Source organism: Streptomyces sp. NPDC032940 (genome assembly GCF_040636935.1).
GTDB lineage: Bacteria > Actinomycetota > Actinomycetes > Streptomycetales > Streptomycetaceae > Streptomyces.
Genome location: NZ_JBEZVJ010000007.1, coordinates 279,502 through 305,820 on the forward strand (window position 1 = coordinate 279,502; position 26,319 = coordinate 305,820).

The following is a 26,319-nucleotide window of genomic DNA, read 5'->3' on the forward strand; positions in this document are numbered from 1 at the left end:
CATGGCCGCGAAGGTCGTCTGTCGCAGGGTGTACGAGGAACCGACGGCGCAGGACGGCAAGAGGGTGCTCGTGGACCGCCTGTGGCCGCGCGGAGTGAGCAAGGAGGCGGCGCACCTGGACACATGGCTGAAGGACATCGCCCCCTCGACCGACCTCCGCCGCTGGTACCACCACGACCCCGAGCGCTTCGCCGAGTTCCGCCGCCGCTACCTCGCCGAACTGGACGACCCGGAGCACGAGGACGCCGTCCGGGAACTGCGCGAGCTGGCGGCCCACGGCAGGGTCACCCTGCTGACGGCCACCAAGGACGCCGACCACAGCGAGGCCGCCGTACTGGCGCAGTGGCTGAACGACGGCGCGCCCTCACACTGACCCGCCCGGCTCGTCCCCGCCGGGCGGGTAGACCAGATGCCCGTCCCGGACGCGCGCGTGCGGATTGAGGACCGCGGGCTTGGTCGTCGCGGCCGACATGATGTGTCCGACCTCCACACCGGCGACGAGCAGCGCATCGGTGATCAGCCTGCGATGACAGCGCCACGGCACCGCCTCACTGCACATGATCGCCGGCCGTCCCTCGGCGGCCAGGCCGGTCAACTCGTCCAGCCCCTCCCGGAATTCGTCGCTCGCCATGTGGTCGGCGTAGTCCCGGAACGCCTTCACCCGCCAGGCGCCGTTCTCGCTCGGCACACCCTTCGGGGTGTGCCGTCGGCCGCCCAGCTGAGGAATCCGCCGGTACTCGATGTCGGGCGGCAGCGCCTCCTCGATCGCGGACCGGTTCCACTGCGGGAACTTCCGTGACGAGGGGAAGGAGCGGACGTCGACCAGGTGGGTCACCTCGTTGTTCCGCAACATCGTCAGCACCTCGTCGAAGTCGCGGGTCGAGTGACCCACCGTGAGGACGCGGTCCGTCATGCAGCCGCCGGCTCGGTGTCGTCGCCCTTCCTGACGGTGCAGTGCAGCGAGTCGTCGCGCACGTCGGCGACGATGGTGTCGCCGGGTTCGGCCTCCCCGCCGAGCAGCAGGTCGGCGATGCGGTTGTCGAGTTCGGCCTGGATGGTGCGGCGCAGGGGACGCGCGCCGAACTCCGGCTGGTGCCCGTGGGCGATCAGCAGCTTCTTCGCGGCTTCCGTGACCTCCAGCTTCATGCCCTGCGCGTGCACCCGCCGCTCGCTCTGCCCCAGCAGATGACCGACGATCTCGCTCAGGTCGTCCTCGGTGAGGCCGTGGAAGACGATGATGTCGTCGATGCGGTTGAGGAACTCCGGCAGGAACCTGCTCCGCAGGTCCTGCATCAGCTCGTCCTTGAGGTCGGACACGTCGCCCTTGTGGTCGAGGATCCGGTGGGCACCGATGTTGGACGTCATGATGACGACACAGTGCCGGAAGTCCACGGTGCGGCCCTGGCCGTCGGTGAGGCGGCCGTCGTCGAGGATCTGCAGCAGCGTGTTGAAGACGTCGGGGTGCGCCTTCTCCACCTCGTCGAACAGGACCACGCTGTAGGGCTGCCGGCGGACCTTCTCGGTGAGCTGGCCCGCCTCCTCGTACCCGACGTAGCCGGGAGGGGCCCCGACGAGACGGGCGACCGTGTGCTTCTCCTGGAACTCGCTCATGTCGAACCGGATCATGCGGTCCTCCTCGCCGAAGAGCAGCTCGGCGAGGGTCTTGGCCAGCTCCGTCTTGCCCACGCCGGTGGGACCGAGGAACAGGAAGGAGCCCACGGGCCGGTTGGGGTCGCCCATGCCGGCCCGGTTGCGGCGCACGGCCCGCGAGACGGCGGTGACCGCCTCGTCCTGGCCGACGATCCGGGAGTGCATCTCCTCCTCGAGCCTCAGCAGCCGCTCCTTCTCGCTCGCGGTGAGCTGGGAGACCGGGATGCCCGTACGGCGGGAGATCACGTCCGCGATGTCGGCGGCGGTGACGGAGACGACGCCCTCGCGGCGCTCCTCGATGCCCGCGAGCTCACCCTCCGCCTCGGCGATCTGCCGCTTGAGCTCGGAGGCCCTGTCGAAGTCCTGCGCGGCGACGGCCTGGTCCTGTTCCCGGCGCAGCTTCGCGATGCGGTCCTCGCGGCTGACGACCTCCGTGGAACGGGCGGCGCTGCGCAGCCGCACCCGCGCGCCCGCCTGGTCCATCACGTCGATCGCCTTGTCCGGCAGGAAACGGTCGCTGACGTAACGGTCCGACAGGTCGGCCGCCGCGGCCAGGGCGCCGTCGGCGAAACGGACCTGGTGATGGGCCTCGTACACGTCGCGCAGCCCCTCGAGGATCTGCACCGTCTCCTCGACCGTCGGCTCGGGCACCAGCACCGGCTGGAAGCGGCGTTCGAGTGCGGCGTCCTTCTCGACGTGCTTGCGGTACTCGTCGATGGTCGTCGCGCCCACCACGTGCAGTTCGCCGCGTGCCAGGGCCGGCTTGAGCATGTTGCTCGCGTCCATCGAGCCCTCACCCGTGGCACCCGCGCCGACGACGGTGTGCAGCTCGTCGATGAACAGGATGATCTCGCCCTCGGCCTGCTGGACGTCCTCGATGACCTTCTTCAGCCGCTCCTCGAACTGGCCCCGGTACTGCGCGCCCGCCACCATGCCGGACAGGTCGAGGGCGACGACCCGCTTGTCCTTCAGGGTGTCGGGGACCTCGCCGGCCACGATGCGCTGCGCCAGCCCTTCCACGATCGCGGTCTTGCCGACGCCGGGCTCCCCGATCAGGACGGGGTTGTTCTTGGACCGCCGGGAGAGGATCTCGACGGTCTGCTCGATCTCCTCGGCCCGCCCGACGACCGGGTCGAGCTTCCCGGCCTTCGCCTCCTCCGTCAGGTCCCGGCCGTACTCGTCGAGGGTCGTCTCCGGCTGTCCCCGCTCGGCGGACTGCCCGTCCGCGCCGGCCGCCCGCTCCGTGAGGCCCTGGAGCTTCTTCACGTCCTCGCCCTCGGCGCCCAGCAGCCGGGCGGCCCCCGAGTCGGCGCCGTCGAGCAGCGCGCCGAGGATGTGCTCGGGCCCGATGTAGGACACGCCGGCCGCCTGGGAGCGGGCGTAGGCGGTGGCCAGGGTGCGTTTGGCGGCCGGGGTGAGGCCCGGCTCCGAGGACGGTTCGGCCGACTCGCGGGGGAGGACCTTCGCGATCTGGGAGGCGAGCGTGTCGGGGTCCACCCCGGCCTGGGCGAGCAGCCCGCGTGCCGGCTCGACCTTCGTGGCCGCCCACAGCAGGTGCTCGGTGTCGAGATCGGACGTGCCGTCCTCCACCGCCCGCCGTGCCGCCAGATTGAGCAGCTCCTGCGAGGACTCGGTCAGCAGCCGCCCGATCGGCACCCGCTGCACCGCCGGGGGCGAGGACGTGGGCGACATGCCGAAGAACCGGTTCAACAGGTCACTGAAGGGATCGGACGAGCCGAAACCGAAGGAAGACATCGACATGACAGCTCCTGGCCTGGGGCAGCGTGCAGCGACACGGTGTCCTTCAACCGAACCGCGTCGCCGCGGCCCCCGCAACCCGAGGGCGGAGCCTGCCGCGCGGACCGAGTTGGCAACGCGGGGAGGTGTCGGGTACACCCGTGAGGTGTTGTTTCGCCAGCTCGAATACCTGGTGGCCCTCTCCCGGGAGCGCCATTTCGCCCGCGCGGCCCAGACCTGCCACGTCTCCCAGCCCGCCCTCTCCGAGGCGATCCGGAAACTGGAGGACGAACTGGACGTGCCGCTCGTCCGGCGCGGCCGCAAGTACGAGGGGCTCACGCCGGAGGGCGAGCGCATCGTGGTGTGGGCGCAGCGCATCCTGGCCGACCGCGACGCGCTCCGGGACGAGGTCGGCGCTCTGCGCACGGGGCTGAGCGGCCGGATGCGGATCGGCTCGGTGCCCACCGCCTCCGGTGCCGTCTCCCTCCTGACGGGCCCGTTCTGCGCGGCGCATCCGCTGGTCACCGTGGAGGTCATGGCGGATCTCCAGTCGGTGGACATCCTCCGGCAGGTGCAGAACTTCGAGATCGACGCCGGCATCACCTATCTGCACGGAGACCTCCCGGAGGGCGTCCGGGCCGTCCCGCTGTACGAGGAACGCCATGTGCTGCTGACCACCGCCGCGGAGAGCGCGGCCCAGGGGCCGGCGGTCACGTGGGCGGACGCCTCACGCCTTCCGCTGTGCCTGCTGACCGGGACCATGCTGGGCCGGCGGACGGTGGACGGCATCTTCGCGGAGGCCGGACTGAGGCCCTCCCCACGGATCGAGACCGACTCGGTGGGCACCCTGTTCGCCCATGTGAGGACCGGTCAGTGGGCCAGCGTCGTGCCGCACGCCTGGCTGCACGTCTTCGGGGTGCCGCAGGGCATGCGGGCCGTGCCCCTGATCGAGCCCGCCCGCACGGTACCGGTCGGACTCGTGACCAGCGCCCGGGAACCCGGCTCGGTGATGGCCCGCGCGCTGACGGACGTCGCCCGGCGCACCGACGTCGCCGCCGCACTGGAGCGCCTGCCCCGGGAGCGGTGACGCACCCGGGTCACGGCCGGCCAGCGGGCACCGGCTCCAGCCGCTCGGCACCGGTGTAGACGTTCATCGACGTGCCGCGCAGAAAGCCCACCAGGGTCATCCCGCTCTCGGCCGCCAGGTCGACGGCGAGCGAGGAGGGGGCGGAGACGGCCGCCAGCAGCGGGATGCCCGCCGTGACCGCCTTCTGCACCAGTTCGAAGGAGGCCCGGCCGCTCACCATCAGCACCGACGACCGCAGGGGCAGCAGCCCGGACCGCAGAGCGTGCCCCACTACCTTGTCCACGGCGTTGTGGCGGCCCACGTCCTCGCGCAGGCACAGCAGCTCGCCCTCGGCGGAGAACAGCCCGGCGGCGTGCAGGCCGCCGGTGCTGTCGAACACCTTCTGCGCCGACCGCAGCCGGCCGGGAAACGTCGCGAGCAGCTCCGGGGCCAGGCGCAGCGGGTCCTCGGCCACCGGCCAGGCCGCCACGGTGCGCACCGCGTCCAGACCGGCCCTGCCGCACAGTCCGCACGCGGACGTCGTGTAGAAGTGCCGCTCCAGCGACGTGTCCGGAGCCGGCACGCCGGGGGAGAGGGCGACGTCGACGATGTTGTACGTGTTGCCGCCGTCCGCGGTGGCGCCCGAGCAGTAGCGGATCCCGGCCACGTCGGCGGCCGCGTGCACCACGCCCTCGCCCACCAGGAACCCGGCGGCGAGATCGAAGTCGTCGCCCGGGGTGCGCATCGTGATCGTCAGCGCCCGGCCGCCGACCCGGATCTCCATCGGCTCCTCGACGGCCAGGGTGTCCGGGCGTGCCGAGGCCACGCCCTCCCGGACCCGCAGTACCCGCCGCCGTACGGTGACCCGTCCCATCCGCTTCCGTCCTCTCCTCGGGCGCACTGCCGCCGTGGTGCCGGATTCCGGCGCACGCGGAAATCAGAAGCTTTTCCCGTGTCGCGAATACGCCGGATTCGGCGAGAGCAGCTTTCCGCAGCGCTCATGGACAGTCAAAGAGGTGACGCCGATGACCTGGTAAACGGCGCCTGTGCGCACGGCGGGCGGGCCGTCGCCTATCGTGCGATCGGCAGGGCTTGTTTGACGTGGCCGGGAAATGTGCCGACGATGACGAGAAGTGCCGGGCCGTACTTTTCCCTTTCCGCCGCAGGGTGGCGAAAACCCCGCATTCGGCGGGTGACGGTATTCGGCCCCGATCAGCAGAGGGATCGACAGAACTCATGCCCCGACGGTATCCCGGCCGTTGTCCGGACCTGACCTGGGAACAGGCGCGCGCGACGGCGCTCCGCAGTGGAGCGCCGCTCCCCGCGGTCACCTGCACGCTGCCCGACGCTCTCGGACACGCCCTGGCCGCGCCGCTCGGCGCGCTCTGTGACCTCCCTCCGTTCGACACCTCCGCCATGGACGGCTGGGCCGTCGCCGGAGCCGGCCCGTGGCGGCTGCGCGGCGACGGCGTCCTGGCGGGAGCGGCGGAGCCGGTGACGCTGGGGCACGGCACCGCCGTACCCGTCGCGACCGGCGCCCCGCTGCCGGCCGGTGCCACCGCCGTCCTGCGCACCGAGCACGCGCAGGTCCGCGACGGCGTCCTGCGCCACCGGATCGCGGACCTCGGCGGCCCGCCCGCCGGCCGTGACGTCCGGCCCCGCGGTCAGGAGTGCCGGTCCGGCGAGACCCTGCTCCCCGCCGGCACCACCGTGACCCCGGCGGTGCTGGGCCTGGCCGCCGCGGCCGGCTGCGACCACCTGTCCGTGCACCGTCGCCCGAGCGCCGAACTCCTCGTGCTCGGCGACGAGTTGCTGGCCCGCGGGGTCCCCAGGGGCGGACGAGTCCGGGACGCCCTCGGTCCCATGGTGCCGCCCTGGCTGGACTGCATCGGAGCCCGGACCGTCGGCGTCCGCCGCATCGGGGACGACCTCCGACTGCTCCAGGAGGCCGTCCGCAGCTCGCCCGCCGACGTCGTCGTCACCACCGGCAGCACCGCCGCCGGCCCCGTCGACTTCCTCCACGACGTCCTCCGCCGTGAGGGCGCCGTGCTCACGGTCGACTCCGTCGCCGTACGGCCGGGCCACCCGATGCTGCTCGCCGAACTGCCGCCCGCCGCCGACGGCCGCGCCCGCCGGCTCGTGGGACTCCCCGGCAATCCGCTCGCCGCCGCGGCCGCAGCGGTGACCCTGCTCCGTCCGCTGCTGCGGCGCCTGGGCGGGCACGCCGACCCCGAGCCCCTCCGGCTGCCCGCCGCGGCCGACCTGGCCGGCCACCCCCACGACACACGTCTGCTGCCGGTGCGGCACACCGGCGAAGGAGCGGTGCCGCTGCCGTTCGACGGCCCGGCCATGCTGCGCGGACTGGCGCTCGCCGACGGCCTCGCGGTCGTCCCGCCCGGCGGGGCCCGGGCCGGTGCCCACGTCAGGTTCCTGAGACTTCCGGGGCGGTGAAGGCCGCCCGGGCCCGGGTCGCGGAGCGCGAACCTGGAAAGAGCAAGGAGTACGTGCCAGACATGCCGAACCTTCGCCACCTCCTCCCTCCCGGGCCACGCAACGGCCGGCGGCCCTCGGTGGCGGGTGCGCGGCAGGTCCTGTCACCCCGCGGTGCCCTGACCCTGCACGAGGCGGACGGAGCCCTCCTGTTCGCCGTGCGGGCCGCGCTCGCCATGGGCACCCTGGCGGTCCCGATCACCCTGGCGGGCCGCCCCGACCTCGCCGTCTACGCGATGCTGGGCTCCTTCACCACCACCTTCGGCCGCGATCTGCCCTACCGGCGCCGCGCCCCCGTCCTCGCTTTGGTGGCCGCCGCCATGACCGCGCTCGTCGCCTGCGGCGCGGCCCTCGCCGCGTGGGTGGGGCAGGGCGCCGGTGCGGCCGGCACCGCCGCGGTGGTCGCGGCGACCGCCCTGGTCGCCGGTGCGGCGAAGTTCGCGTGCGACGCCGCGAGGCTGGGCGGGCTCGGCGCGGTGCTCCTGCTGTTCTCCTTCGCCGTCGCCGCCAACGACACGACCACCGGGGCCGACGTGCTGCCCTACACCGCGCTCGCCGCGGCCGGCGCGGCCTGGGCCTGGGTGCTGGCCCTGTCGGGACGGCTCGTGCACCCCGACCGGCCGCAGCGCGTCGCCGTGGCCACCGCGCTGCGCAGATTCGCCGGTCTGCTGGACGCGGCCGCCGCCGGGGAACCGTCCCGGCGGACCCGGCACCGGGCCACCACCGCCGTCCTCCACGCCTACCACTGCCTCGGCGTCGCCCCGCTCGTGGACGCCGGGACGTCCGAACCGGGCCGCGAGGCGGTCTTCCGGCGGCTGACCGACCTGTCGTGGACCCTGCTCGTCCGGTCGGCCCGGCAGGACGGCGAAGACCCCACGGCCACGGCGGAACTGCTGCGGCGACAGGCACGTCTGCTGACCAACCGGCGCCGCCGTGGCCCCGTCGTGCTGGACGCGCTGTGCCCCCGTCCCGCGGCATCCCCGGTGGGACGGCAGCACACCGCCCCGCCCGCCGTCGCCGCACCGGACGGTCCCGCGGCACGCCGGGCCACCGAACTGCTGAGGGGCCGGCACGGCACCGTCCCCTTCGCCGTACTCGCCGTACCGGCCCTGCGGATGGCCCTGGGCACCGGCGTGGCGGGCGGCGTGGCCGCTCTCCTCCACCTCGAGCACGGCTACTGGGCGGCGATCTCCGCGTCCGCCGTGCTGCACTCGGTCAACCTGCGGATCACCTCGCAGCGTGCCGTCCAGCGCGCCCTCGGCACGGCGGCCGGACTGCTGCTCGCCTTCGCGGCCCTGGCGGCGGGCGTGGAACCCGTGGTCCTGGCGCTGCTGATCGTGGTCCTGGAGTTCCTGCTGGAGTACGCCGTCGTCCGCAACTACGCCCTGGCCGTCGTCTTCGTCACGCCGCTGGCCCTGCTGCTGAGCGACCTGGCGGCCCCCGCTCCGGCCGGCGAACTCGTCCTCGACCGGGTCCTGGGCAGCGTCGTCGGCATCGTCGTCGCCCTGGTGTGCGCGCTGCTCGTCGTCCACGACCGCGCCGCGATCCGGGTGGAGCACGCGCTGGCCGGCTGCGAGGAGGCCGCGGACCGTGCCGCCCGGGTGCTCGGGACCCTCGCCGGGCCGCCGCCCGCCCACGTCTCCGTACAGCTGGCGCTGGCCGTCGTGGAGCTGCGCGAGGCCGACGACGCGGCCTCCGGGGAGCTGTGGCCGGCCGGGATCGACCCGGCCGTGCTCGCGACCACCGAGCAGCGCGCCTACCGCCTGCTCGCCCGCCTGCACGGGCCCCGGTGGTGAACGGACGTGCCGGCGGGCCGCTGCCTCACACCAGCTCGGGCCTCGGTTCCGTGAGGTCCGGGCCCGGGTCCGGGTCCGAACGCGGCGCGGGCACGGCCTTCGGCTCCCACCGCCCGGTCGTCCGCACATAGCCGTAGATCACGGAGGCCATCGCCAGGAGGAGCAGCGGTCCGAACAGCCACGGACACCCGGCCATCTCCCGCGCCAGGAAGCGGTACGCCAGCAGCAGCAGCGCGAAGACGGCCGTGCCGTGGGCGACCAGCAGGGTGGCCGACCGGTCCCAGCCGCGGGCGAGCGCACGCATCGCCGCCTCGACCGTGAGCGCGAACACCACGCCGGCGACGAGGTCCGTGCCGTAGTGGTAGCCGAAGCCCAGCGTCGCGATGAGGGTGCCGGCCAGCCAGAACGTCCCCGCCCAGCGCACCGGCCGGGAGCCCCGGCGGGTGTGGACGTACAGCGAGGTGGCCCACGCCGTGTGCAGGCTCGGCATGCAGTTGCGCGGGGTGATCCCGTCGAACGGGATCGCGTGCGGGACGCCGACCTGCGGCAGCGCGCCGGGCCACACGTCGGCCACCGCCCAGGCGCCGCCTTCCCAGCCGTAGGCGAAGACCGGTCCGACGACCGGGAAGATCATGTAGACGGCCGGTCCGATCAGCCCGATGACCAGGAACGTACGCACCAGATGATGGCGCGGGAAGCGGCGCTCGGCCGCCACGTGACGCAACTGGTAGAGCCCGACGAGGGCCGCCGCCAGCGGGAGCTGACTGTAGATCAGGTGGATCGAGTGTTCGCCGACCGGGCCGGTGGCCCGGAGCAGGCGGCCGACCAGCCACGACGGATCGCCCAGCGCGTGATCCGCGATCACCAGGTACGGGTCGAGCACCGTCGGGCGGGTCTTCGACGTGATGAGCAGCCAGGTGTCACCCGTCTTGTGGCCGGCCACCAGCAGCAGGCCCAGCCCGGTGCCCTTCAGGAGCAGCGCCCGTTCGGCACCGGTGCGGCGCGTGACGGCGACGACCCCGCAGCCCAGGACGGCCCACAGCGCGCCGTTGCCGAAGTTGAGCTCGGCGCCGGCCAGCCACCGCACCAGCAGGAAGACCAGGTCGACGCCGACCGCGGCGCAGAGCGCGACGAGCCGCTGCCGCCAGGTGAGCACCACCATCGTCAACGCGAGACCGGCGTACAGCAGCGGACCCGACCTGGGGGAGAGCACCACCTCCTGCGCCTGGTAGGTGACCGGCCCCGGCACGCCGTAATGGCGCGCGGCGCATTCCAGCGCCACGAGGAATCCGAGGGTCGCCACACCCGCAGTCGCCCACAGCATCGCCCGTGGCCGGCGCAGCGCGGCGAGCACAGAGGCGCGGTCCGTCCGCCGGGGTGTTCGTGGGGGAGCAGTTCTGTTCGGCATGGTTTCCCGGTGAAGAGCCGACGGTCGGGGGGACCGTCGTGAGAGCTCGAACATGCTAGCGGCATGCCGGGAGGTGCCCTGGAGAGGGGAGCGCCAGGGGACGCGGGGCCGCGGCGGGCCGGTCAGCCGCCCGGGCGGATGAGGAGCAGGGCGATGTCGTCGCCCGGGGACGGCGCGTGCCGGATGAGGGCGTCGGCCATGGCGTCGAGGTCGGCCGGGTCGCAGTGTTCGAGCAGCCCGGCGAGGGCGGCGGTCGCGTCGTCGGGGTCCACGCCGGGAGCCTCGACCAGGCCGTCGGTGTAGAGGGCGAGCACGGAGTCGTGCGGCAGCGGGACGTCGAGTGCCGGATAGACGGTGTCGGGCTCGATGCCCAGCAGCAGCCCGGGGGGCACCCGCAGGAGTTCGGTGCGCCCGTCGGCGTGGCGCAGCAGCGGCGGCGGATGGCCGGCGGTGGCCAGGCACGCGCGCCGGGCGGAGAGGTCGAGGTGGACGTAGACGCAGCTGGTGAACAGGCCGGGGTCGAGATCGGTGAGCAGCCGGTTGGTGCGGGCCAGCACGTCGGCCGGGGACGCGCCCACGGTGGCGTGGGCGTGCACGGCCGTGCGGACCTGCCCCATGAGGGCCGCGGCGTCCACGTTGTGCCCCTGGACGTCGCCGATGGCGGCACCGACCGTGTGGTCGTCCAGGCGGATGAGGTCGTAGAAGTCGCCCCCGATGCCCAGGCCCCGGGCGGCCGGCAGATAGCGGGCGGCGACCCGCAGACGGGGGATCTCGGGCAGCGTGTGCGGCAGGAGGGCGGACTGCAGGCGGTGGGCGAGGTGGTCCTTGCTGTCGTAGAGCCGGGCCCGGTCCAGGGCCTGCCCGACCAGACCGGCCAGGGAGGTGAGGACCGCGCGCTCGCCGGGCGGGAAGTTCCGGGGACGGTCGTAGGCGAGGAGGACGGAGCCGATGGGGCGGCCGGACGCGATCAGCGGCAGGAAGGCCCACGACGCCATCCCGTCCTGGTGGAGGGTGGCCGGGTAGGCGCGCCTGAGGTCGGCGAAGGACGGGAAGAAGCCCGGCATGCCGGTGGTCAGGACCTCGCAGCCGGGGATGTCCGAGCTGAGCGGGATGCCGTCGAAACCGCTGATGATCTCGGGGGAGTAGCCCCGGTGGCCGAGGATCTTCAGGCGGCCGTCCTCGGCGGTCATCAGCACCATGGCCTGCGCGCCGAGAGCGGGAAGCAACTGGTCCGCGGTCTGCTCGACCACGTCCTGGACACCGACGGCCTCGGTGAGGGTGGCCGCCAGGTGCATCAGGTGGTAGAGCACGGTGGCGCGGCTGGGACCGGCGGTCGGCACGGACGAGGATGCGGGCGCCTCTCCGGTGGGGTCGCTGCGGGTGATGCGCACGCTGATGCCCGACGAGTCCGGGTACAGCTCGAAGGACAGCCACGTGTCCGGGGGACGCAGCACCGTGAAGGCCTGCGGCTGCCGGCTGACCAGCGCGGCCCGATAGCGGTCCTCGACCTGGGGGACGTCCATCCACGGCAGCGACTCCCAGGGCAGCGTGCCCAGCACCTCCTCGGCGTCCCGGCCGAGGAGTCCGGCGGCGTCCGGGGTGATGAAGGTGATGTGGCCGTCGATGTCCAGTGCGCAGGACCCCCCGGGCAGACGGTCGACGAAGGCCGAGACCACCGTCGCCTCATCGGGGGAGACGCGACGGCCGGCCGGCGGCGGCAGCACTCGCGGCCGGTCGGCCGGCAGCAGCGGGTCGCCGCGGTCCGCCGCCCGGCCCAGCGGGCCGGCCAGCCTGCGGCAGCCCTTCTCGATGGTGTCGCGCTCGCTCCGGCTCAGCCGGCTCGGCCGGTCCCCGGCCCACATGAGCACCAGCCCGCCCCGCAGCTCCCCGTCCGCGGCGATCGGCGCCGCCGCCAGCGCGAACTCGTACGGCAGGACGAGTGCGGGCCGGGGGTAGCGGCGGGCCATCTCCTCCTGGCCGCCGATCCAGACCAGGCGCCGCTCGCGCACGGCGTCCGCCACCGGGATGGGGTCGGTCAGCGCGACCCGCCGCCACGGGGTCGCGATCTCCTGAGGCACCCCCGCGACCAGGACCAGCCACAGCGCGTCACCGCCCGGCGGCAGCACATACAGCAGCCCGCCGAACGCCTCGCACTCCCGCACCACGGCGGCCATCGCCTCGTCCATCAGCCGCCCGTCCCGACTCGCGGCCGGGCCGGTCCCGCCGCACCGGTCCGAGGCCGTCGTCTCCGGGCCCCCGGCCCGCTCACCCCGGCCCGTCGGCCGGACCGAACATCGCCCATAACCGGACACTACGCCCTGCCCGCCGCCCCGGCATCCGGTCCGCGGCGGCGGGTCCGCAGGCGACGACGGGGTCATGATCGTGGAGCACGGCGTCGTCGTCACCGACGCCCCGACCCAGGAGGAACCATGCCGGTCAGCCCCGTCCCCGACACGATGCGCGCCGCCTGTATCGACGCCGTCGGACCGGCCGACGCCATCCGGTACGGGACGCTGCCCGTGCCGCCCGTCGGACCCACGGACGTGCTCGTACGCGTGGAGGCCGTGGCCGTCGACCCCGTGGACACCTTCGTGCGGTCCGGGGCCTACGCCACCCCGCTCCCGTTCCCCTTCGTCGTCGGGCGCGACCTCGTCGGCGAGGTCGTCCGGACCGGACCCGGCGCGGTGGGCTTCACGCCCGGGCAGCGGGTGTGGTGCAACAGCCTGGGACACGCGGGCCGGCAGGGCGCCTGTGCCGAGTACGCGACGGTCGCCGTGGAACGCCTCTACCCGGCGCCGCCCGGCGTCTGTGGGGAGCACCTCGTCGCGGCCGCGCACCCGGCGGCGTCGGCCTGGCTCGCGCTGTTCCGGCACGGGCGGCTGAGGACCGGCGAGACCGTGTACGTCGGCGGCGGGGCCGGCAACGTGGGCGGTGCCGCCGTCGCCCTGGCCGCCCGGGCCGGCGCCCGGGTGATCGCCACGGCAAGCGCCGAGGACGCCGCGACGGTCCGGGCCCTGGGCGCCGCCGAGGTCCTCGACTACCGGGCCCCGGATCTCGGCGAGCGGCTGCGCCGGGCCGCGCCCCGCGGATACGACCTGCACCTCGACACCTCCGGGCACGGCGTGCTGGCCGACTCCGTCGAGCTGCTGGCGCACGGCGGGCGCCTGGTCGCCATGGTCGGACTGGGCGGCGGCCCCTCCGCGCTGCCGCTGGGCCGCCTCTACACCAAGGACGCGAGCATCGTCGGCTTCGCCATCAGCAACGCCACGACCGTCGACCTCGCCGAGGCGGCCGAGGGGGTCGTGGGCGTCCTGCGCGACACACCATGGCGCCCGCGCATCGCCGGCCGGCTGCCGTTGTCGCGGACGGCGGAGGCCCACCGGAGGCTTGAGGCCGGGGCGGTCGGCGGCCGGCTGGTCCTCGTACCGGCCGACGGGGAGAGCGTGTGAGTCCGGCGGCCCTTGCGGCCCTGGCGGCGAGGCTTCCTCACACGGAGGCGGCGACGGAGTCGTCCAGCGGGCGGGCGCCCGGCAGCTGGTGGCGTGCGGCCACGAGGGCCGACTCGACGTCCCGGGTGCCGGTGGCGATGCACAGGGTGTAGGAGACGTCCTCCAGCCGCTGGCGGGCCTCGGGCGTGCCGTGCTCGGCGTGCAGGGCCTCGAGGGACGCGTACTGCTTCAGCAGGTCGGTCAGGACGGCGGGGTGGGCCATGAGCATCGGACGTCTCCCTTGTGCGCGGTGTGCGAGATGTACGAGCGCCGGGCGGGCTCGCCGGACGTCGTGCGGCACCGGACAGGGGGTCGCCGGCCGCCGTCGCGACGGGGCCTGTGGTCCCAAGCACCTGGCACGCCGAATGCCCCGCCGCACGCGCTCCAAACCGTCACCTCGTAAGGCGGCCCGCCGGTCTCACCTCCCGAGCGGCTGGGTGAACCGCAGCAGGTTGCCGGCGGGGTCGCGGAACGCGCAGTCGCGGACGCCGTAGGGCTGGTCCATCGGTTCCTGGAGCACCTCGCCGCCCGCCGAGCTGACGCGCTCGAACGTGGCGTCGCAGTCGTCGGTCGCGAAGATGACGCCGCGCAGCAGGCCCTTGGCCATCAGCTCGGCCATGGCCTGCTTGTCCGCCGGGGAGACGCCCGGGTCGGCGGCGGGCGGCTCCAGGACGATGTTCACGTCCGGCTGCGCGGGCGACCCCACGGTCACCCAGCGCATCCCCTCGAAGCCGACGTCGTTGCGCACCTCGAGGCCGAGCACGTCGCGGTAGAAGGCGATCGCCCGGTCGTGGTCGTCGACGGCGATGAAGCACTGGGAGAGCTTGATGTCCATGCCGTTCACGCTACGACGGCGCCGCGGGACCCGCTTCTCCGTTCCTGACCGGCCTTCTGACCGGCCGCGTGTGGATCTTGGCCATGCAGGCGGGGACGGCGGCGCCGGGGCCGTGGTCCCGGGCCCGGTACGCGCTCGGGCTCTCCCCGACCAGCTGTGTGAACCGCGAGCTGAACGATCCCAGCGACGTACAGCCGACCGCGAAGCAGACCTCGGTCACCGACAGGTCGCCGCGCCGCAACAGCGCCTTGGCCCGCTCGATGCGGCGGGTCATCAGATAGCTGTAGGGCGTCTCGCCGAACGCGGCGCGGAAGCTGCGGGAGAAGTGCCCCGGTGACATCAGGGCGTCCCGCGCGAGGGCCGGGACGTCCAGCGGCTCGGCGTAGTCGCGGTCCATCCGGTCGCGGGCCCGCCGCAGCCGGACGAGGTCGTCGAGTGCCAGCCGTCCCATGCGGCGAGTCTCCCACAGCCCCGGGGACGCCGTGCCGTCCGAGGCCCGGTCCGGGTCGGCGGACGCCGCCGTTCCGTACCCGGTGGTGCCGGACGACCGGACATACTGCACGCAGACGAGCCAGGGGACGCCGCCGCCGGGCCGCGCGGCGGACCCCGCCCGACCGAGGGAGACACCATGAGCAAGGCCACGCGGACCGACACCCGCCCGCCTGCGCCGCACGCCGCCGACGGCCACGACCTGATCCGCGTGCACGGCGCACGCGAGAACAACCTCAAGGACGTCAGCATCGAGATCCCGAAGCGGCGCCTGACGGTGTTCACCGGGGTCTCCGGATCGGGCAAGAGCTCACTGGTGTTCGACACCATCGCCGCCGAGTCGCAACGACTGATCAACGAGACCTACAGCGCCTTCGTGCAGGGTTTCATGCCGACCCTTGCCCGGCCCGAGGTCGACGTCCTGGACGGCCTGACGACCGCGATCAGCGTCGACCAGCAGCGCATGGGCGGCGACCCCCGCTCCACCGTCGGCACCGCCACCGATGCCAACGCGATGCTGCGCATCCTGTTCAGCCGGCTCGGCGAGCCGCACATCGGCCCGCCCAGCGCGTACTCCTTCAACACCGCATCGGTCCGGGCGAGCGGCGCGATCACCGTGGAGCGCGGCAACAAGAAGGCGGTGAAGGCCACCTACCAGCGCACCGGTGGCATGTGCACGCGGTGCGAGGGCCGCGGCACCGTCTCCGACATCGACCTCGCCCAGCTCTACGACGACTCCAAGTCGCTGAGCGAGGGCGCGTTCACCATCCCAGGCTGGAAGTCGGACAGCCAGTGGACCGTGCAGGTCTACGCCCAGTCCGGCTTCGTCGACCCGGACAAGCCGATCCGCGACTACACCGACAAGGAGCTGCGGGCCTTCCTGTACGGCGAGCCGGTCAAGGTCAAGGTCAACGGCGTCAACCTGACCTACGAGGGTCTGATCCCCAAGATCCAGAAGTCGTTCCTGTCCAAGGACAAGGAGGCGATGCAGCCGCACATCCGGGCCTTCGTGGAGCGCGCCGTCACCTTCACCACCTGCCCCGAATGCGAGGGCACCCGGCTCAGCGAGGGCGCCCGCAGCTCGCGGATCGGGAAGGTCAGCATCGCCGACGCCTGCGCCATGGAGATCCGAGACCTGGCCGAGTGGGTCCGCTCCCTCGACGAGCCGTCGGTGGCACCGCTGCTCACCGCGCTGCGGCACACCCTGGACTCGTTCGTGGAGATCGGGCTGGGCTATCTCTCCCTGGACCGGCCGGCCGGCACCCTCTCCGGCGGCGAGGCACAGCGCGTCAGGATGATCCGCCACCTCGGCTCCTCGCTCACCGACGTCACCTACGTCTTCGACGAGCCCACCATCGGCCTGCACCCCCACGACATCCAGCGGATGAACGACCTGCTGCTGCGCCTGCGGGACAAGGGCAACACCGTCCTCGTCGTGGAGCACAAGCCGGAGACCATCGCCATCGCCGACCACGTCGTCGACCTCGGTCCCGGCGCCGGCACGGCGGGCGGCACCGTGTGCTTCGAGGGCACCGTCGAGGGGCTGCGGGCCAGTGACACCATCACCGGGCGGCACCTCGACGACCGGGCCGGCCTCAAGGAGGACGTGCGCGAGCCGACCGGCGTCCTGGAGATCCGCGGCGCGACCGCGCACAACCTCCAGGACGTCGACGTCGACATCCCGCTCGGCGTGCTCTGTGTGGTCACCGGCGTCGCGGGCTCCGGAAAGAGTTCGCTGATCCACGGCTCGCTGCCCGCAGGGGCGGACGTCGTCTCCGTCGACCAGAGCCCCATCAAGGGCTCGCGCCGCAGCAACCCGGCGACCTACACCGGACTGCTCGACCCGATCCGCAAGGCCTTCGCCAAGGCCAACGGCGTCAAACCCGCCCTGTTCAGCGCCAACTCCGAGGGTGCCTGCCCCACCTGCAACGGTGCCGGTGTCATCTACACCGACCTGGCGATGATGGCCGGCGTCGCCACGCCCTGCGAGGACTGCGAGGGCAAGCGGTTCCAGCCTTCGGTGCTCGAGTACCGCCTCGGCGGCCGCGACATCAGCGAGGTGCTCGCCATGCCCGTGGACGAGGCGGCGGAGTTCTTCGGCGCCGGTGAGGCCCGTACGCCCGCCGCGCACCGGATCCTCGAGCGGCTCGCCGACGTCGGCCTCGGCTACCTCACCCTCGGCCAGCCGCTCACCACCCTGTCCGGCGGCGAGCGGCAGCGGCTGAAGCTGGCCACCCACATGGCCGACAAGGGCGGCGTCTACGTGCTCGACGAACCGACCACCGGCCTCCACCTCGCCGACGTCGAGCAGTTGCTCGGCCTGCTGGACCGGCTCGTCGACTCCGGCAAGTCCGTCATCGTCGTCGAGCACCACCAGGCGGTGATGGCCCACGCCGACTGGATCATCGACCTCGGCCCGGGCGCCGGCCACGACGGGGGCCGCATCGTCTTCGAGGGCACCCCCGCCGACCTCGTCGCCGCCCGCTCCACCCTCACCGGCGAGCACCTCGCGGCCTACGCCGGGGCCTGAGGACGCGTGCCCGGACGGGCCCCCTCCCGTCCGGGCACGCCCGAGTGGTGCGGCGGCGGCACACGGTCCACGCTGGCCGGGAACCGTCCACGCCTCTCGGACAGAGGCAGCAGGGAGCACCGACATGGCCGGCAAGCGCGACCGGGGGAATGAGCCGAAGAAGGGCGAGAAGGTCGCCTGGAGCAGTCACGGCAGCGAGACCGAGGGCACGGTCGAGAAGAAGATCACCGGACGGACCGAGGCCGCCGGCCGCACGGTGGACGCCTCGCCCGACGACCCGCAGTACCAGGTCCGCAGCGACAAGTCCGGCAGGTCGGCCGTGCACAAGCCGTCCGCGCTCAGGAAGAAGAAGTGAGCGGTGTGGACGACGGGGAACGCGAGAAGACCTGGGGCGGCTTCCGCGAGCTGGTCAACATGACCCCGGCCGGCCTGGAGAAGTGGCTCGCCACCGAGGCCTCCCGCGACGCCGGACAGCACCGGGACGGCGGGGAGTCCACCGGGCACGCCTCCGGCCGCCGCATCGTGGAGATCCTGCGGACGAGGAAGGCCGACCTCTCGGACGACGACTACGACCACATGCGCAAGGTCGTCGGCTACGTCCGCCGGCACCTGGCCCAGCGCCCGTCGGGCGAGGTACGCGACACCCGCTGGCGGCACTCGCTCATGAACTGGGGCCACGACCCGCTGGCCTGACGCACCGTGGCCCGACGCACCGGAGATGACACCCCATGACCGACATGCACCGGCGTCCCGACGGCGTCACCGACGCCACGGTGGAGGCCCTCGGGTCCCTGTCCAAGGCGCTGGAGACGGTCGAACGCGCCCGCGGACACCTCTACTCCTTCCACCAGCTCACCGGCACCGCCGACCTGGAACTGGACCGCGCCGTGCGCCTCCTGCGCGAGTCCGGCCACCCCGAGTGGGCCGAGCGCGTGGAGACGGAGATCCTCGGCCGCAACGTCATCCCCGGCCACTGGACCTTCCAGATCGTCGAGGCGTACGACCAGACGTACTACCGGGCGTTCAAGGACCTGGAGAGCGAGGTGGCGGCGGAGCTGGCCGGGGGCCGGAGCCATCTGTACGAGGCAGAGCTGAAGGAGGCCCGCCGCACCCGTGGTCACGCCGACCACACCGCCCGACCCGACAGCCCCGGCACCCGACCGCCCAACGCCCCCTTCACCTGACGGCCGGCCCCCGGTCAGTCGCGGCCGCGTGCCCGCCGGAACCGGGCCAGCCCCTCGGCCAGGTCCACCACGGGGTCGGGATACGCCTCGCGCCCGGGGCCGCGCAGCTTCCACGGCTCGTGCACAGCCGGTCCGTCGATCCCGGCCAGCTCGGGCACCCAGCGGCGCACATACGCGCCGTCGGGGTCGAACCGCCTGGCCTGGGCGAGGGGGTTGAGGACGCGGTGCGGGCGGGTGTCCGTGCCGGTGCCCGCCGCCCACTGCCAGTTGAGCTGGTTGTCGGCGACGTCACCGTCCACCAGCAGATCCAGGAAGTACCGGGCGCCCACGCGCCAGTCCACGTAGAGCGTCTTGGCCAGGAAGGACGCCGTCAGCAGCCGGCCGCGGTTGTGCATCCAGCCCTCGTGCCGCAGCTGCCGCATGGCCGCGTCGACGATCGGATATCCGGTACGCCCCTCCCTCCACGCGTCCACGTCCCGCCGGGCGTCGGCACCGGTGCGCCACCGGTCGTCACGGGTCCGGTAGTCGTGCGCGGCGGCGTGCGGCCGGGCGGCCAGGACCTGGCGGTGGAAGTCGCGCCAGGCCAGCTGCCGCACGAACGCCTCGGCGCCGGGGCCGCCGGCGCGGCGCGCACGGTGGACGAGTTCGGCCGGGGAGAGGGTGCCGAAATGCAGGTCGGGGGAGAGCCGGGAGGTGGCGTCGCCGGCCAGGTCGTCGTGGTGGTCGGCGTAACCCGCGACGGGGCCGCGCAGCCAGGCCGTCAGCCGCTTGCGGGCCGCGCTCTCGCCGCCCGCGGGCAGCCCGGGGGAGAGCCGCGTGGGATCCGGACGCTCCGGCAGCGGCCCGGAGCCGACTCCCTCCGGCACGCGGATCCGGCGCGGAGCCGCCAGGGGCTCCCGAGGGCGCTGCTCCGACCAGCGCCGCAGATACGGCGTGAACACGGCGAAGTGGTCGGAGGCGGCGGGCGTGACGGCACCGGGGGCCACGACCGTGGTCACGGCGTCGTGGACGTGCAGCCGGCACCCCTGGGCCCGCAGGGCGTCGCGCAGCCGCTCCTCGCGGCGGTGGGCGTAGGCGCTCACGTCGGCCGCCATGTGCACCTCCTCGGCCTCCGTATCCCGGACCACCGCGCACACCTGGGCCACCACGTCACCGAAGCGCACGACCAGTCGCCCGCCCCGCTCCCGCAGCCGTGCGTCCAGGTCCCGCAGGCAGTCGGCGAGGAACGCCAGCCGGTTGGGCACCGCGAACCCGGCCGCGTCGACGGCCCGGTCCCGGACGAACAGCGGCACCACGTCACTGCCCCGGTCGAGGGCGGCGCGCAGCGGCGGGTGGTCGTGCAGGCGCAGGTCGGCGGTGAACAGGACGACCCGTACGGACATGGTGCTCCTTCGAGAAGGGGGCCGGCGGGCACCCCGAGGGCTCAGGCGTCCGGCGCCGGACGGGACGGTCCGGCCCCGGGCGTGCGGGCGGCGGCCCGGGCGATGTTGCGGGCCATGCCGCCGAACACCACGGCGTGGAAGGGCCATACGCTCCACCAGTAGGCGTGGCCCGCCAGCCCGTGCGGATGGAACAGGGCCCGCTGGCGGTACCGCGTCCGGCCCGCGTCGTCCGTGTCGGCGTACATCTCCAGCCAGGCCAGGCCCGGCAGCCGCATCTCGGCGCGCAGCCTCAGCAGCCGGCCGGGGACGATCTCCTCCACCCGCCAGAAGTCCAGCGAGTCGCCCGCCCGCAACCGGGCGGCGTCGCGCCGGCCGCGGCGCAGGCCCACCCCGCCCACCAGCCGGTCCAGCCAGCCCCGTACCGCCCAGGCGAGCGGGAAGGAGTACCAGCCGTTGTCGCCGCCGATGCCCTCGATCACCCGCCACAGTGCCTCGCGCGGGGCGTCGACACCGAGCGCGCGGTCGTCGGTGTAGAGGCTGCCGCCCGCCCAGTCGGGGTCGGTGGGCAGCGGGTCGCTGGGCGCGCCGGGGAGGGACGCGGACGACCAGCGGGTGGTCACCCGCGCCTCCCGCACCCGGCGCAGCGCCAGCCGGAGCGCGTCGTCGAAGCCGAGGGGACCCCCGGGCGGGGCGGGCACGTACCGCTCGATGTCGTCGTCCCGGCACACCACCTCGTGGCGCAGCGACTCGGTGAGCGGGCGCGCGATCGATGCCGGCACAGGGGTGACCAGGCCCACCCAGTGACTGGACAGGCCGGGTGTGAGCATCGGCACGGGCAGGATCAGCCGTCGGGGCAGCCCGGCCACCTCGGCGTAACGGAGCATCATGTCCCGGTAGGTGAGGACGTCGGGGCCGCCCACGTCGAAGACGCGGCTGACGTCGGCCGGCATGTGCGCGCTGCCGACCAGGGCGCGCAGCACGTCCCGGACGGCGACCGGCTGGATGCGGGTGTGGACCCAGCTCGGCGTCACCATCACCGGCAGCCGCTCCGTGAGGTAGCGCAGCATCTCGAAGGAGGCCGAGCCCGAGCCGATGATGACGGCGGCCCGCAGGACGGTCGTGGGCACCCCGGAGGCCAGGAGGATGCGGCCGACCTCCGCCCGCGACCGCAGATGCGGCGACAGCTCGCCCTCCGGCACGCCCGACGGGGTGAGGCCGCCGAGGTAGACGATGCGGCGCACCCCCGCGGCCTTCGCCTGCCCGGCGAAGGTGCGGGCCGCCCGTCGGTCGGTCGCCTCGAAGTCCCGGCCGGTGCCCAGCGCGTGCACCAGGTAGTAGGCGACGTCGACGCCCTGGAGCGCCCGGCCCACCGACTCCGCGTCCAGCACGTCGCCCCGCACCACCTCCACGTCCGCCGCCCAGGGATGGTCGCGCAGTCTGCCCGGGGAACGGGCCAGACACCGCACCGCATGCCCGGCGGCGAGGAGTTCCGGCACGAGCCGGCCCCCGATGTATCCCGTGGCGCCGGTGACCAGGCAGCGGCTGCCCGGCGTGCCGTCACCATCCGTGCCGCCGGGGCCTTCGCTTTCCTCGCTCATGGGGTTCCGTCTCTCGTGGGGGCATCCGTCATGCTGACCTGTTCCCCGGACCTGCCGTCATGGGCGCGCCGTGGGCGGATTGCACCTTCTTCACGCTGATCGTGTGACCTATACGCTGATCGCGTGGCGACAGCGAACCAGCGCGGACGGCGCACGCGCGAACGGGAGACCCGGGCCGGGGCCTCGTGCGAACGGGAGACCCCGGCCGGGATCGAGGTGGGCGACCTGCACGTCCTCGCCGCCGGACTGCGGCGGATGAACGGTGAGATCAACCGTCTCGTGCACGGCTTCGCCGCCTCCCACGGGCTGCACGCGACCGACGTCCAGGCGCTCGCGGCGATCCTGGACGCCGAGGAGCCGATGACGCCGGGACGGCTGCGCGAACACCTGGGGCTGACCTCGGGCGCGGTCACGGCGTGCGTGGACCGACTCGAACGCGCCGGACATGTGCGCCGGGTCAGGGAGAGCGCCGACCGCCGGGTCGTCCATCTGCACTACGTGCCCGACGCCCGCGCGGCGGCCCGGACGTACTTCCGGCCGCTGGCCGACGCCGCGGCGGCGGCCAGGGACCGCTTCGAGGCGGGGGAACTCGCGGTCGTGGCGCGGTTCGTGGCGGCCCTGAACGAGGAACTGCGGCTGGTACGGTCCGCCGACGAACGCTGACGGCCACCGGTCCACGGCACGTCCACCCGTGAGATAACTCGATCATTGAGATTGTTTATGATCGAGGTAATTCGCCGGCATCCCGCCCGATCGGCCGGCACCCCGCGCGCCAACGGAAGACCTGGAGACCCGCAGACCGATGACCCGCACCTCACGAGCCCGGTGGCTCGTCCCCGTCGTCCTCCTACTGGTCTGGCTCGGCATCGGCGGGGCGCTCGGCCCCTACGCCGGGAAACTGGCTGAGGTCGCCACCAACGACCAGGCCGCGTTCCTGCCCCGCAGCGCCGAGTCCACCCGGGTCATCGACGCGCGGAAGGCCTTCCAGCAGGACGAGACCCTCCCGGTGATCGTCGTGTGGACCGCGGAGGGCGGCGGCGAGGTCACCGCCCGTCGAGCCGAGGCCACCCGCGCGGTCGCGGGACTCGAGGGCGAGCCCGGGACCGTCGGTCCCGCGACACCCGCGCTGCCCTCCGGCGACGGCGAGGCCCTCCAGGCCGTCGTCCAGGTCGAACCCGGTCTCGGCGAGCGCCTGCCCGACGTCCTCGGGCACATCCGAGAGGCCGCGGAGCAGGTCCCCGGCACCCGCGCGCAGCTCGCCGGTCCGGCGGCCTCACAGGCCGACCTCTCCGACGCCTTCTCGGGCATCGACGGGCTGCTCCTCGGCGTCGCCCTGATCACCGTGCTCGTCATCCTGCTGCTCGTCTACCGCAGCGTCCTGCTGCCCCTGGTCATCATCCTCGGCGCCGTCTTCGCGCTGGGGCTGGCCTGCGCGATCGTCTACACGCTCGCCGACCGCGACGTCGTGCGCGTCGACGGGCAGGTCCAGGGCATCCTCTCCATCCTCGTCATCGGCGCCGCCACCGACTACGCCCTCCTGCTCACCGCCCGCTTCCGTGAGGAACTGCCCCGGCACCCGGACCGCTTCGACGCCGCGCGTGCCGCGCTGCGCACCTCCTGGGGAGCCGTCGTCGCCAGCGCGGCGACCGTCGCCCTGGGACTGCTGGCCCTGCTGCTCAGCGACCTGACCAACAACCGCGCGCTCGGCCCCGTCGGCGCCATCGGCATCGTCTGCGCCGTCCTGAGCACGCTCACCTTCCTGCCCGCCGTCCTGGTCCTGCTCGGCCGGGCCGCCTACTGGCCGGCCAGGCCCGTCCGCGCCGACGACCCGGAGGGCGGACACCGCCTGTGGCACCGTGTCGCCGCACTGGTGGACCGGTCCCCGCGCCGCATCTGGGCGGCCTGCCTCGCCGGGCTGCTCGCGTGCGCCGCCTTCTGGCCCACCCTCGAATCGAAGGGCGTGCCGCTGGACGAGATCTTCGTCAACGACGCTGCCTCGGTCGCCGCCCAGGAGACCCTGGCCAGGCACTTCCCCGGCGGCTCCGGCAACCCCGCTGTGATCATCGCGGACGCGGACCGGACCGCGCCCGTCCTCGCGGCGGCCCGGGACACGCGCGGCGTCGCCTCCGCCACCGCGGTGACCGCGTCGGGCCGGCCCGGCGACGGCGCCCCGAAGGTGGTCGACGGGCGGGTGCGCATCGACGCGACGCTGCAGGCGCCGGCGGACAGCGACGCCGCCAAGGAGGCCGTGGCACGCCTGCGCACCTCGGTGCACGCCGTCCCGGGGGCGGACGCCCTCGTCGGCGGCTACACCGCCCAGCAGTACGACACCCAGCGCACCGCCGAGCACGACCGGACGCTCATCGTGCCCGTGGTGCTCGCCATCATCCTGGTCATCCTGACCGGCCTGCTGCGCTCGCTGCTGCTGCCGGTGCTGCTGGTGGTCACCGTGGCGCTGAACTTCCTGGCCACCCTGGGCGTCTCCGCCCTGGTCTTCCGGCACGTGTTCGGCTTCAGCGGCACGGACGCCTCCGTCCCGCTGTACGGGTTCGTGTTCCTGGTCGCCCTCGGCGTGGACTACAACATCTTCCTCATGTCCCGGGTCCGGCAGGAGTCGCTGCACCACGGGGTGCGCCAGGGCATCCTGCGCGGCCTGCCCGCCACGGGCGGCGTCATCACCTCGGCCGGTGTCGTGCTCGCCGCGACGTTCGCCGCGCTGGGCGTGATCCCGCTGGCCTTCCTCGTGCAGATCGCCTTCATCGTCGCCTTCGGCGTCCTGCTGGACACGCTGGTGGTGCGCTCGCTGCTCGTCCCGGCCCTGGCCCGCGACATCGGCGCCGTCGCCTGGTGGCCGAGCCGCCTCGCCCGCCGGGCCCCCGGCGAAGCGGAGGGATGACCGCCGCCCGGCCCCGACGCCGGACGTCACCCGTCGGCGGGGGCGTTCCGGTGGGGGCGCACCGTGCCGAGGAAGCGCCGTACGCCGATCTCGATGACGACCCGCTCCGGATTCACCCGCGGCCGCCGGTAGCGGGCCGTGTACCGGGCCTCCGCGTCCCGGACCGCGTCGGCGTCGTCCCGTACGGTCGCCACGCCCTCCAGCGTGGACCAGCGCCGGCCGTCCACCTGGCTCACGGCGACGGCGGCCTTCCCGGCCCGCTCGACGTTGCGCACCTTGGCGGTGTCCCGGCCGGTGATGACGCGCGCGGTGCGCGTCGCATGGTCGTACGTCACCCCGACCGGGACCAGATGGGGGCTGCCGTCGGCGCGCGGCGTCGACAGGAAGCACACCCGGCGCTCCTGCCAGAAGGCGACGAACTCGGCGTCCGCGTCGTCCTGTTGCCCGGTGTCCATACGTCTCCTCGGCCCGGCCGTCGATGATCGTCGTTCGCTCCTCAGCCTACGACGCGCACGCGGACGCGAGCGCCCGTCGCCGGCGTGAGGAGCCCGCGCAACCGCCGGGCGCGGGGGCGCGAATGCGTCCGAACGGGTGAATCCGGCGAAACCTTCCCCGGTGTCATGTTCGAGCCGCCCCCGGGTAGACGGGGCCGACGGCAGAGACGTACGCGCCGAGGAACGGAGCACACGAGGCGATGACGCACGCAATCGCAGCCACCGGCACGGCCACCGGACCGCAGTCGGCGGCCTCCTGGTCGGACTGGGTGGGCGACCACACCACCGCACTCGTCGGAGTACCGCTGCGGATCGCGCTCATCGTCGTGATCCTGCTGGTGGTGCGCGTGGTGGCCAAGAGGGCCATCACCCGGGTCGTGCAACGCGTACTCGAACCCTCGGCAGGCGACAACGAGCGCACCCGCACCCGGTGGTCCGGCCGGGGCCCCGCCGTACTGCACCGCGACCGGACCCGGGTGCGGCAGCGGCGCGAGCAGCGGGCCCGCACCATCGGCTCGGTGCTCAGCAGCGCCGTGACCATCGTGCTGTTCATGGTCGGCGTCGCCATGGTGCTCGACCAGGTCGGCATCGCGCTCGGCCCGCTGCTGGCCAGTGCCGGAGTCGTCGGCCTGGCCATCGGCTTCGGCGCGCAGAGCCTCGTCGCCGACTACCTGTCCGGCCTGCTGATCATGATCGAGGACCAGTACGGCGTCGGCGACTCCGTCGACCTGGGGGAGGCCGTCGGCGAGGTGGAGCACGTCGGCCTGCGCCTGACCCATGTGCGCGACCTCAACGGCGGTCTGTGGCACATCCGCAACGGCGAGATCCTGCGCGTCCGCAACGACAGCCAGGAGTGGGCCCGCGCCGTCCTGGACGTCGCCGTGACCTACGACGCGAACCTCGACACCGTCTACCGCGTCCTCGAGGACGCCGGCCGCACGCTCCGCGAGGACGCGGACTTCGCGGACCTCCTGCTGGAGGACGTGTCGGTGTGGGGTGTGCAGTCCCTCGACCCGGACGGGGTCGTGGTGCGGGTCGCGGTCCGCACCGTGCCCCTCCAGCAGTGGGGCGTCACCCGCGAACTGCGCCGCCGGGTCAAGGACGCCCTGGACGAGGCCGGCATCGACATCCCCTTCGCGCGCAACGTGTGGGTGCGCGGCGGCGACTCCTCCGAGCCCGACTCGGCCGCCCTGCGCTGACGCGGGGCGGGGACGGGACGCACTTGCCGTTCCGGCAAAGCCGTTCGCCGTGTCGGCGCAGGTGGGTGCAGCCTGGC

Annotated in this window: 23 protein-coding genes; 12 read left to right on the top strand and 11 right to left on the bottom strand. The window is 73.7% G+C overall.

Features of this window, described 5'->3' with window-relative positions:
* Position 1: 1 nt before the first annotated feature.
* Complete coding sequence (locus tag AB0E77_RS12985; RefSeq protein ID WP_361569257.1) at positions 2 to 373, top strand: DUF488 domain-containing protein; 372 nt, start codon at positions 2 to 4, stop codon at positions 371 to 373.
* On the opposite strand, the gene AB0E77_RS12990 is transcribed toward AB0E77_RS12985, so the two are convergent.
* Positions 365 to 913, bottom strand: coding sequence for a DUF488 domain-containing protein (locus AB0E77_RS12990; protein ID WP_361569258.1), 549 nt, complete (start codon positions 911 to 913; stop codon positions 365 to 367). The two genes, AB0E77_RS12985 and AB0E77_RS12990, sit on opposite strands and share 9 nt — an antisense overlap.
* Positions 910 to 3,411 carry an ATP-dependent Clp protease ATP-binding subunit gene (locus tag AB0E77_RS12995; RefSeq protein WP_361569260.1) on the bottom strand — a complete coding sequence of 834 codons (2,502 nt, stop codon included), beginning with the start codon at positions 3,409 to 3,411 and terminating at the stop codon, positions 910 to 912. The genes AB0E77_RS12990 and AB0E77_RS12995 overlap by 4 nt, the downstream gene beginning before the upstream one ends.
* A 142-nt stretch (positions 3,412 to 3,553) precedes the next feature.
* Here AB0E77_RS12995 and AB0E77_RS13000 point away from each other — a divergent pair, with 142 nt between their 5' ends.
* Positions 3,554 to 4,474: a LysR family transcriptional regulator gene (locus AB0E77_RS13000; protein ID WP_361569261.1), complete on the top strand. Its 921-nt coding sequence runs from the start codon at positions 3,554 to 3,556 to the stop codon at positions 4,472 to 4,474.
* A 10-nt stretch (positions 4,475 to 4,484) separates the two neighbouring features.
* Here AB0E77_RS13000 and fdhD read toward each other — a convergent pair whose 3' ends face one another.
* Complete coding sequence (fdhD, locus tag AB0E77_RS13005) at positions 4,485 to 5,327, bottom strand: formate dehydrogenase accessory sulfurtransferase FdhD (protein ID WP_361569262.1); 843 nt, start codon at positions 5,325 to 5,327, stop codon at positions 4,485 to 4,487.
* Positions 5,328 to 5,689: 362 nt separating this feature from the next.
* Here fdhD and AB0E77_RS13010 point away from each other — a divergent pair, with 362 nt between their 5' ends.
* A complete protein-coding gene (locus AB0E77_RS13010; RefSeq protein ID WP_361569263.1) occupies positions 5,690 to 6,904 on the top strand; it encodes a molybdopterin molybdotransferase MoeA in 1,215 nt (404 codons plus the stop codon).
* Between the two features lie 62 nt (positions 6,905 to 6,966).
* On the top strand, positions 6,967 to 8,739 hold the full coding sequence (locus AB0E77_RS13015) for an FUSC family protein (protein ID WP_361569265.1): 1,773 nt from the start codon (positions 6,967 to 6,969) through the stop codon (positions 8,737 to 8,739).
* Positions 8,740 to 8,764: 25 nt separating this feature from the next.
* On the opposite strand, the gene AB0E77_RS13020 is transcribed toward AB0E77_RS13015, so the two are convergent.
* Positions 8,765 to 10,063, bottom strand: coding sequence for a phosphatase PAP2 family protein (locus AB0E77_RS13020; protein ID WP_361569323.1), 1,299 nt, complete (start codon positions 10,061 to 10,063; stop codon positions 8,765 to 8,767).
* A 206-nt stretch (positions 10,064 to 10,269) separates the two neighbouring features.
* A complete protein-coding gene (locus tag AB0E77_RS13025) occupies positions 10,270 to 12,333 on the bottom strand; it encodes a SpoIIE family protein phosphatase (protein ID WP_361569267.1) in 2,064 nt (687 codons plus the stop codon).
* Positions 12,334 to 12,603: 270 nt separating this feature from the next.
* Here AB0E77_RS13025 and AB0E77_RS13030 point away from each other — a divergent pair, with 270 nt between their 5' ends.
* Complete coding sequence (locus AB0E77_RS13030) at positions 12,604 to 13,596, top strand: NADPH:quinone reductase (protein ID WP_361569325.1); 993 nt, start codon at positions 12,604 to 12,606, stop codon at positions 13,594 to 13,596.
* Positions 13,597 to 13,633: 37 nt separating this feature from the next.
* Here AB0E77_RS13030 and AB0E77_RS13035 read toward each other — a convergent pair whose 3' ends face one another.
* The 3 genes from AB0E77_RS13035 to AB0E77_RS13045 form a co-directional block, all read right to left on the bottom strand.
* On the bottom strand, positions 13,634 to 13,864 hold the full coding sequence (locus AB0E77_RS13035) for a DUF5133 domain-containing protein (protein ID WP_361569269.1): 231 nt from the start codon (positions 13,862 to 13,864) through the stop codon (positions 13,634 to 13,636).
* A gap of 189 nt (positions 13,865 to 14,053) precedes the next feature.
* Complete coding sequence (locus AB0E77_RS13040) at positions 14,054 to 14,470, bottom strand: VOC family protein (protein WP_361569271.1); 417 nt, start codon at positions 14,468 to 14,470, stop codon at positions 14,054 to 14,056.
* A gap of 10 nt (positions 14,471 to 14,480) precedes the next feature.
* Positions 14,481 to 14,921: a helix-turn-helix transcriptional regulator gene (locus AB0E77_RS13045; protein ID WP_361569273.1), complete on the bottom strand. Its 441-nt coding sequence runs from the start codon at positions 14,919 to 14,921 to the stop codon at positions 14,481 to 14,483.
* Positions 14,922 to 15,098: 177 nt separating this feature from the next.
* Here AB0E77_RS13045 and AB0E77_RS13050 point away from each other — a divergent pair, with 177 nt between their 5' ends.
* The 4 genes from AB0E77_RS13050 to AB0E77_RS13065 all read left to right on the top strand — a co-directional run bounded on the left by AB0E77_RS13050 (position 15,099) and on the right by AB0E77_RS13065 (position 18,673).
* Entirely contained in the window at positions 15,099 to 17,489 is a 2,391-nt protein-coding gene (locus AB0E77_RS13050; RefSeq protein ID WP_361569274.1) for an excinuclease ABC subunit UvrA, read from the top strand.
* A 124-nt stretch (positions 17,490 to 17,613) separates the two neighbouring features.
* Positions 17,614 to 17,844, top strand: coding sequence for a DUF2945 domain-containing protein (locus AB0E77_RS13055; protein WP_361569276.1), 231 nt, complete (start codon positions 17,614 to 17,616; stop codon positions 17,842 to 17,844).
* A gap of 5 nt (positions 17,845 to 17,849) precedes the next feature.
* On the top strand, positions 17,850 to 18,182 hold the full coding sequence (locus tag AB0E77_RS13060; RefSeq protein ID WP_361569327.1) for a DUF3140 domain-containing protein: 333 nt from the start codon (positions 17,850 to 17,852) through the stop codon (positions 18,180 to 18,182).
* Between the two features lie 35 nt (positions 18,183 to 18,217).
* On the top strand, positions 18,218 to 18,673 hold the full coding sequence (locus AB0E77_RS13065) for a hypothetical protein (RefSeq protein ID WP_361569277.1): 456 nt from the start codon (positions 18,218 to 18,220) through the stop codon (positions 18,671 to 18,673).
* A 14-nt stretch (positions 18,674 to 18,687) separates the two neighbouring features.
* Here the strand turns inward: AB0E77_RS13065 and AB0E77_RS13070 are convergent, their stop codons facing one another.
* Together AB0E77_RS13070 and AB0E77_RS13075 are read right to left on the bottom strand one after the other, a co-directional pair.
* Positions 18,688 to 20,055 (bottom strand): deoxyribodipyrimidine photo-lyase, encoded by a 1,368-nt coding sequence (locus AB0E77_RS13070; RefSeq protein WP_361569279.1) that lies wholly within the window; start codon positions 20,053 to 20,055, stop codon positions 18,688 to 18,690.
* A gap of 41 nt (positions 20,056 to 20,096) precedes the next feature.
* Positions 20,097 to 21,653: an SDR family oxidoreductase gene (locus AB0E77_RS13075; RefSeq protein WP_361569281.1), complete on the bottom strand. Its 1,557-nt coding sequence runs from the start codon at positions 21,651 to 21,653 to the stop codon at positions 20,097 to 20,099.
* Positions 21,654 to 21,863: 210 nt separating this feature from the next.
* Here AB0E77_RS13075 and AB0E77_RS13080 point away from each other — a divergent pair, with 210 nt between their 5' ends.
* Positions 21,864 to 22,316, top strand: coding sequence for a helix-turn-helix domain-containing protein (locus AB0E77_RS13080; RefSeq protein ID WP_361569329.1), 453 nt, complete (start codon positions 21,864 to 21,866; stop codon positions 22,314 to 22,316).
* A 139-nt stretch (positions 22,317 to 22,455) separates the two neighbouring features.
* A complete protein-coding gene (locus tag AB0E77_RS13085) occupies positions 22,456 to 24,549 on the top strand; it encodes an MMPL family transporter (protein ID WP_361569283.1) in 2,094 nt (697 codons plus the stop codon).
* Positions 24,550 to 24,575: 26 nt separating this feature from the next.
* Here AB0E77_RS13085 and AB0E77_RS13090 read toward each other — a convergent pair whose 3' ends face one another.
* Entirely contained in the window at positions 24,576 to 25,004 is a 429-nt protein-coding gene (locus AB0E77_RS13090; RefSeq protein ID WP_361569285.1) for a PPOX class F420-dependent oxidoreductase, read from the bottom strand.
* 239 nt (positions 25,005 to 25,243) lie between these two features.
* On the opposite strand from AB0E77_RS13090, the gene AB0E77_RS13095 reads away from it, so the two are divergent.
* Positions 25,244 to 26,242, top strand: coding sequence for a mechanosensitive ion channel family protein (locus AB0E77_RS13095; RefSeq protein ID WP_361569287.1), 999 nt, complete (start codon positions 25,244 to 25,246; stop codon positions 26,240 to 26,242).
* Positions 26,243 to 26,319 lie beyond the last annotated feature (77 nt).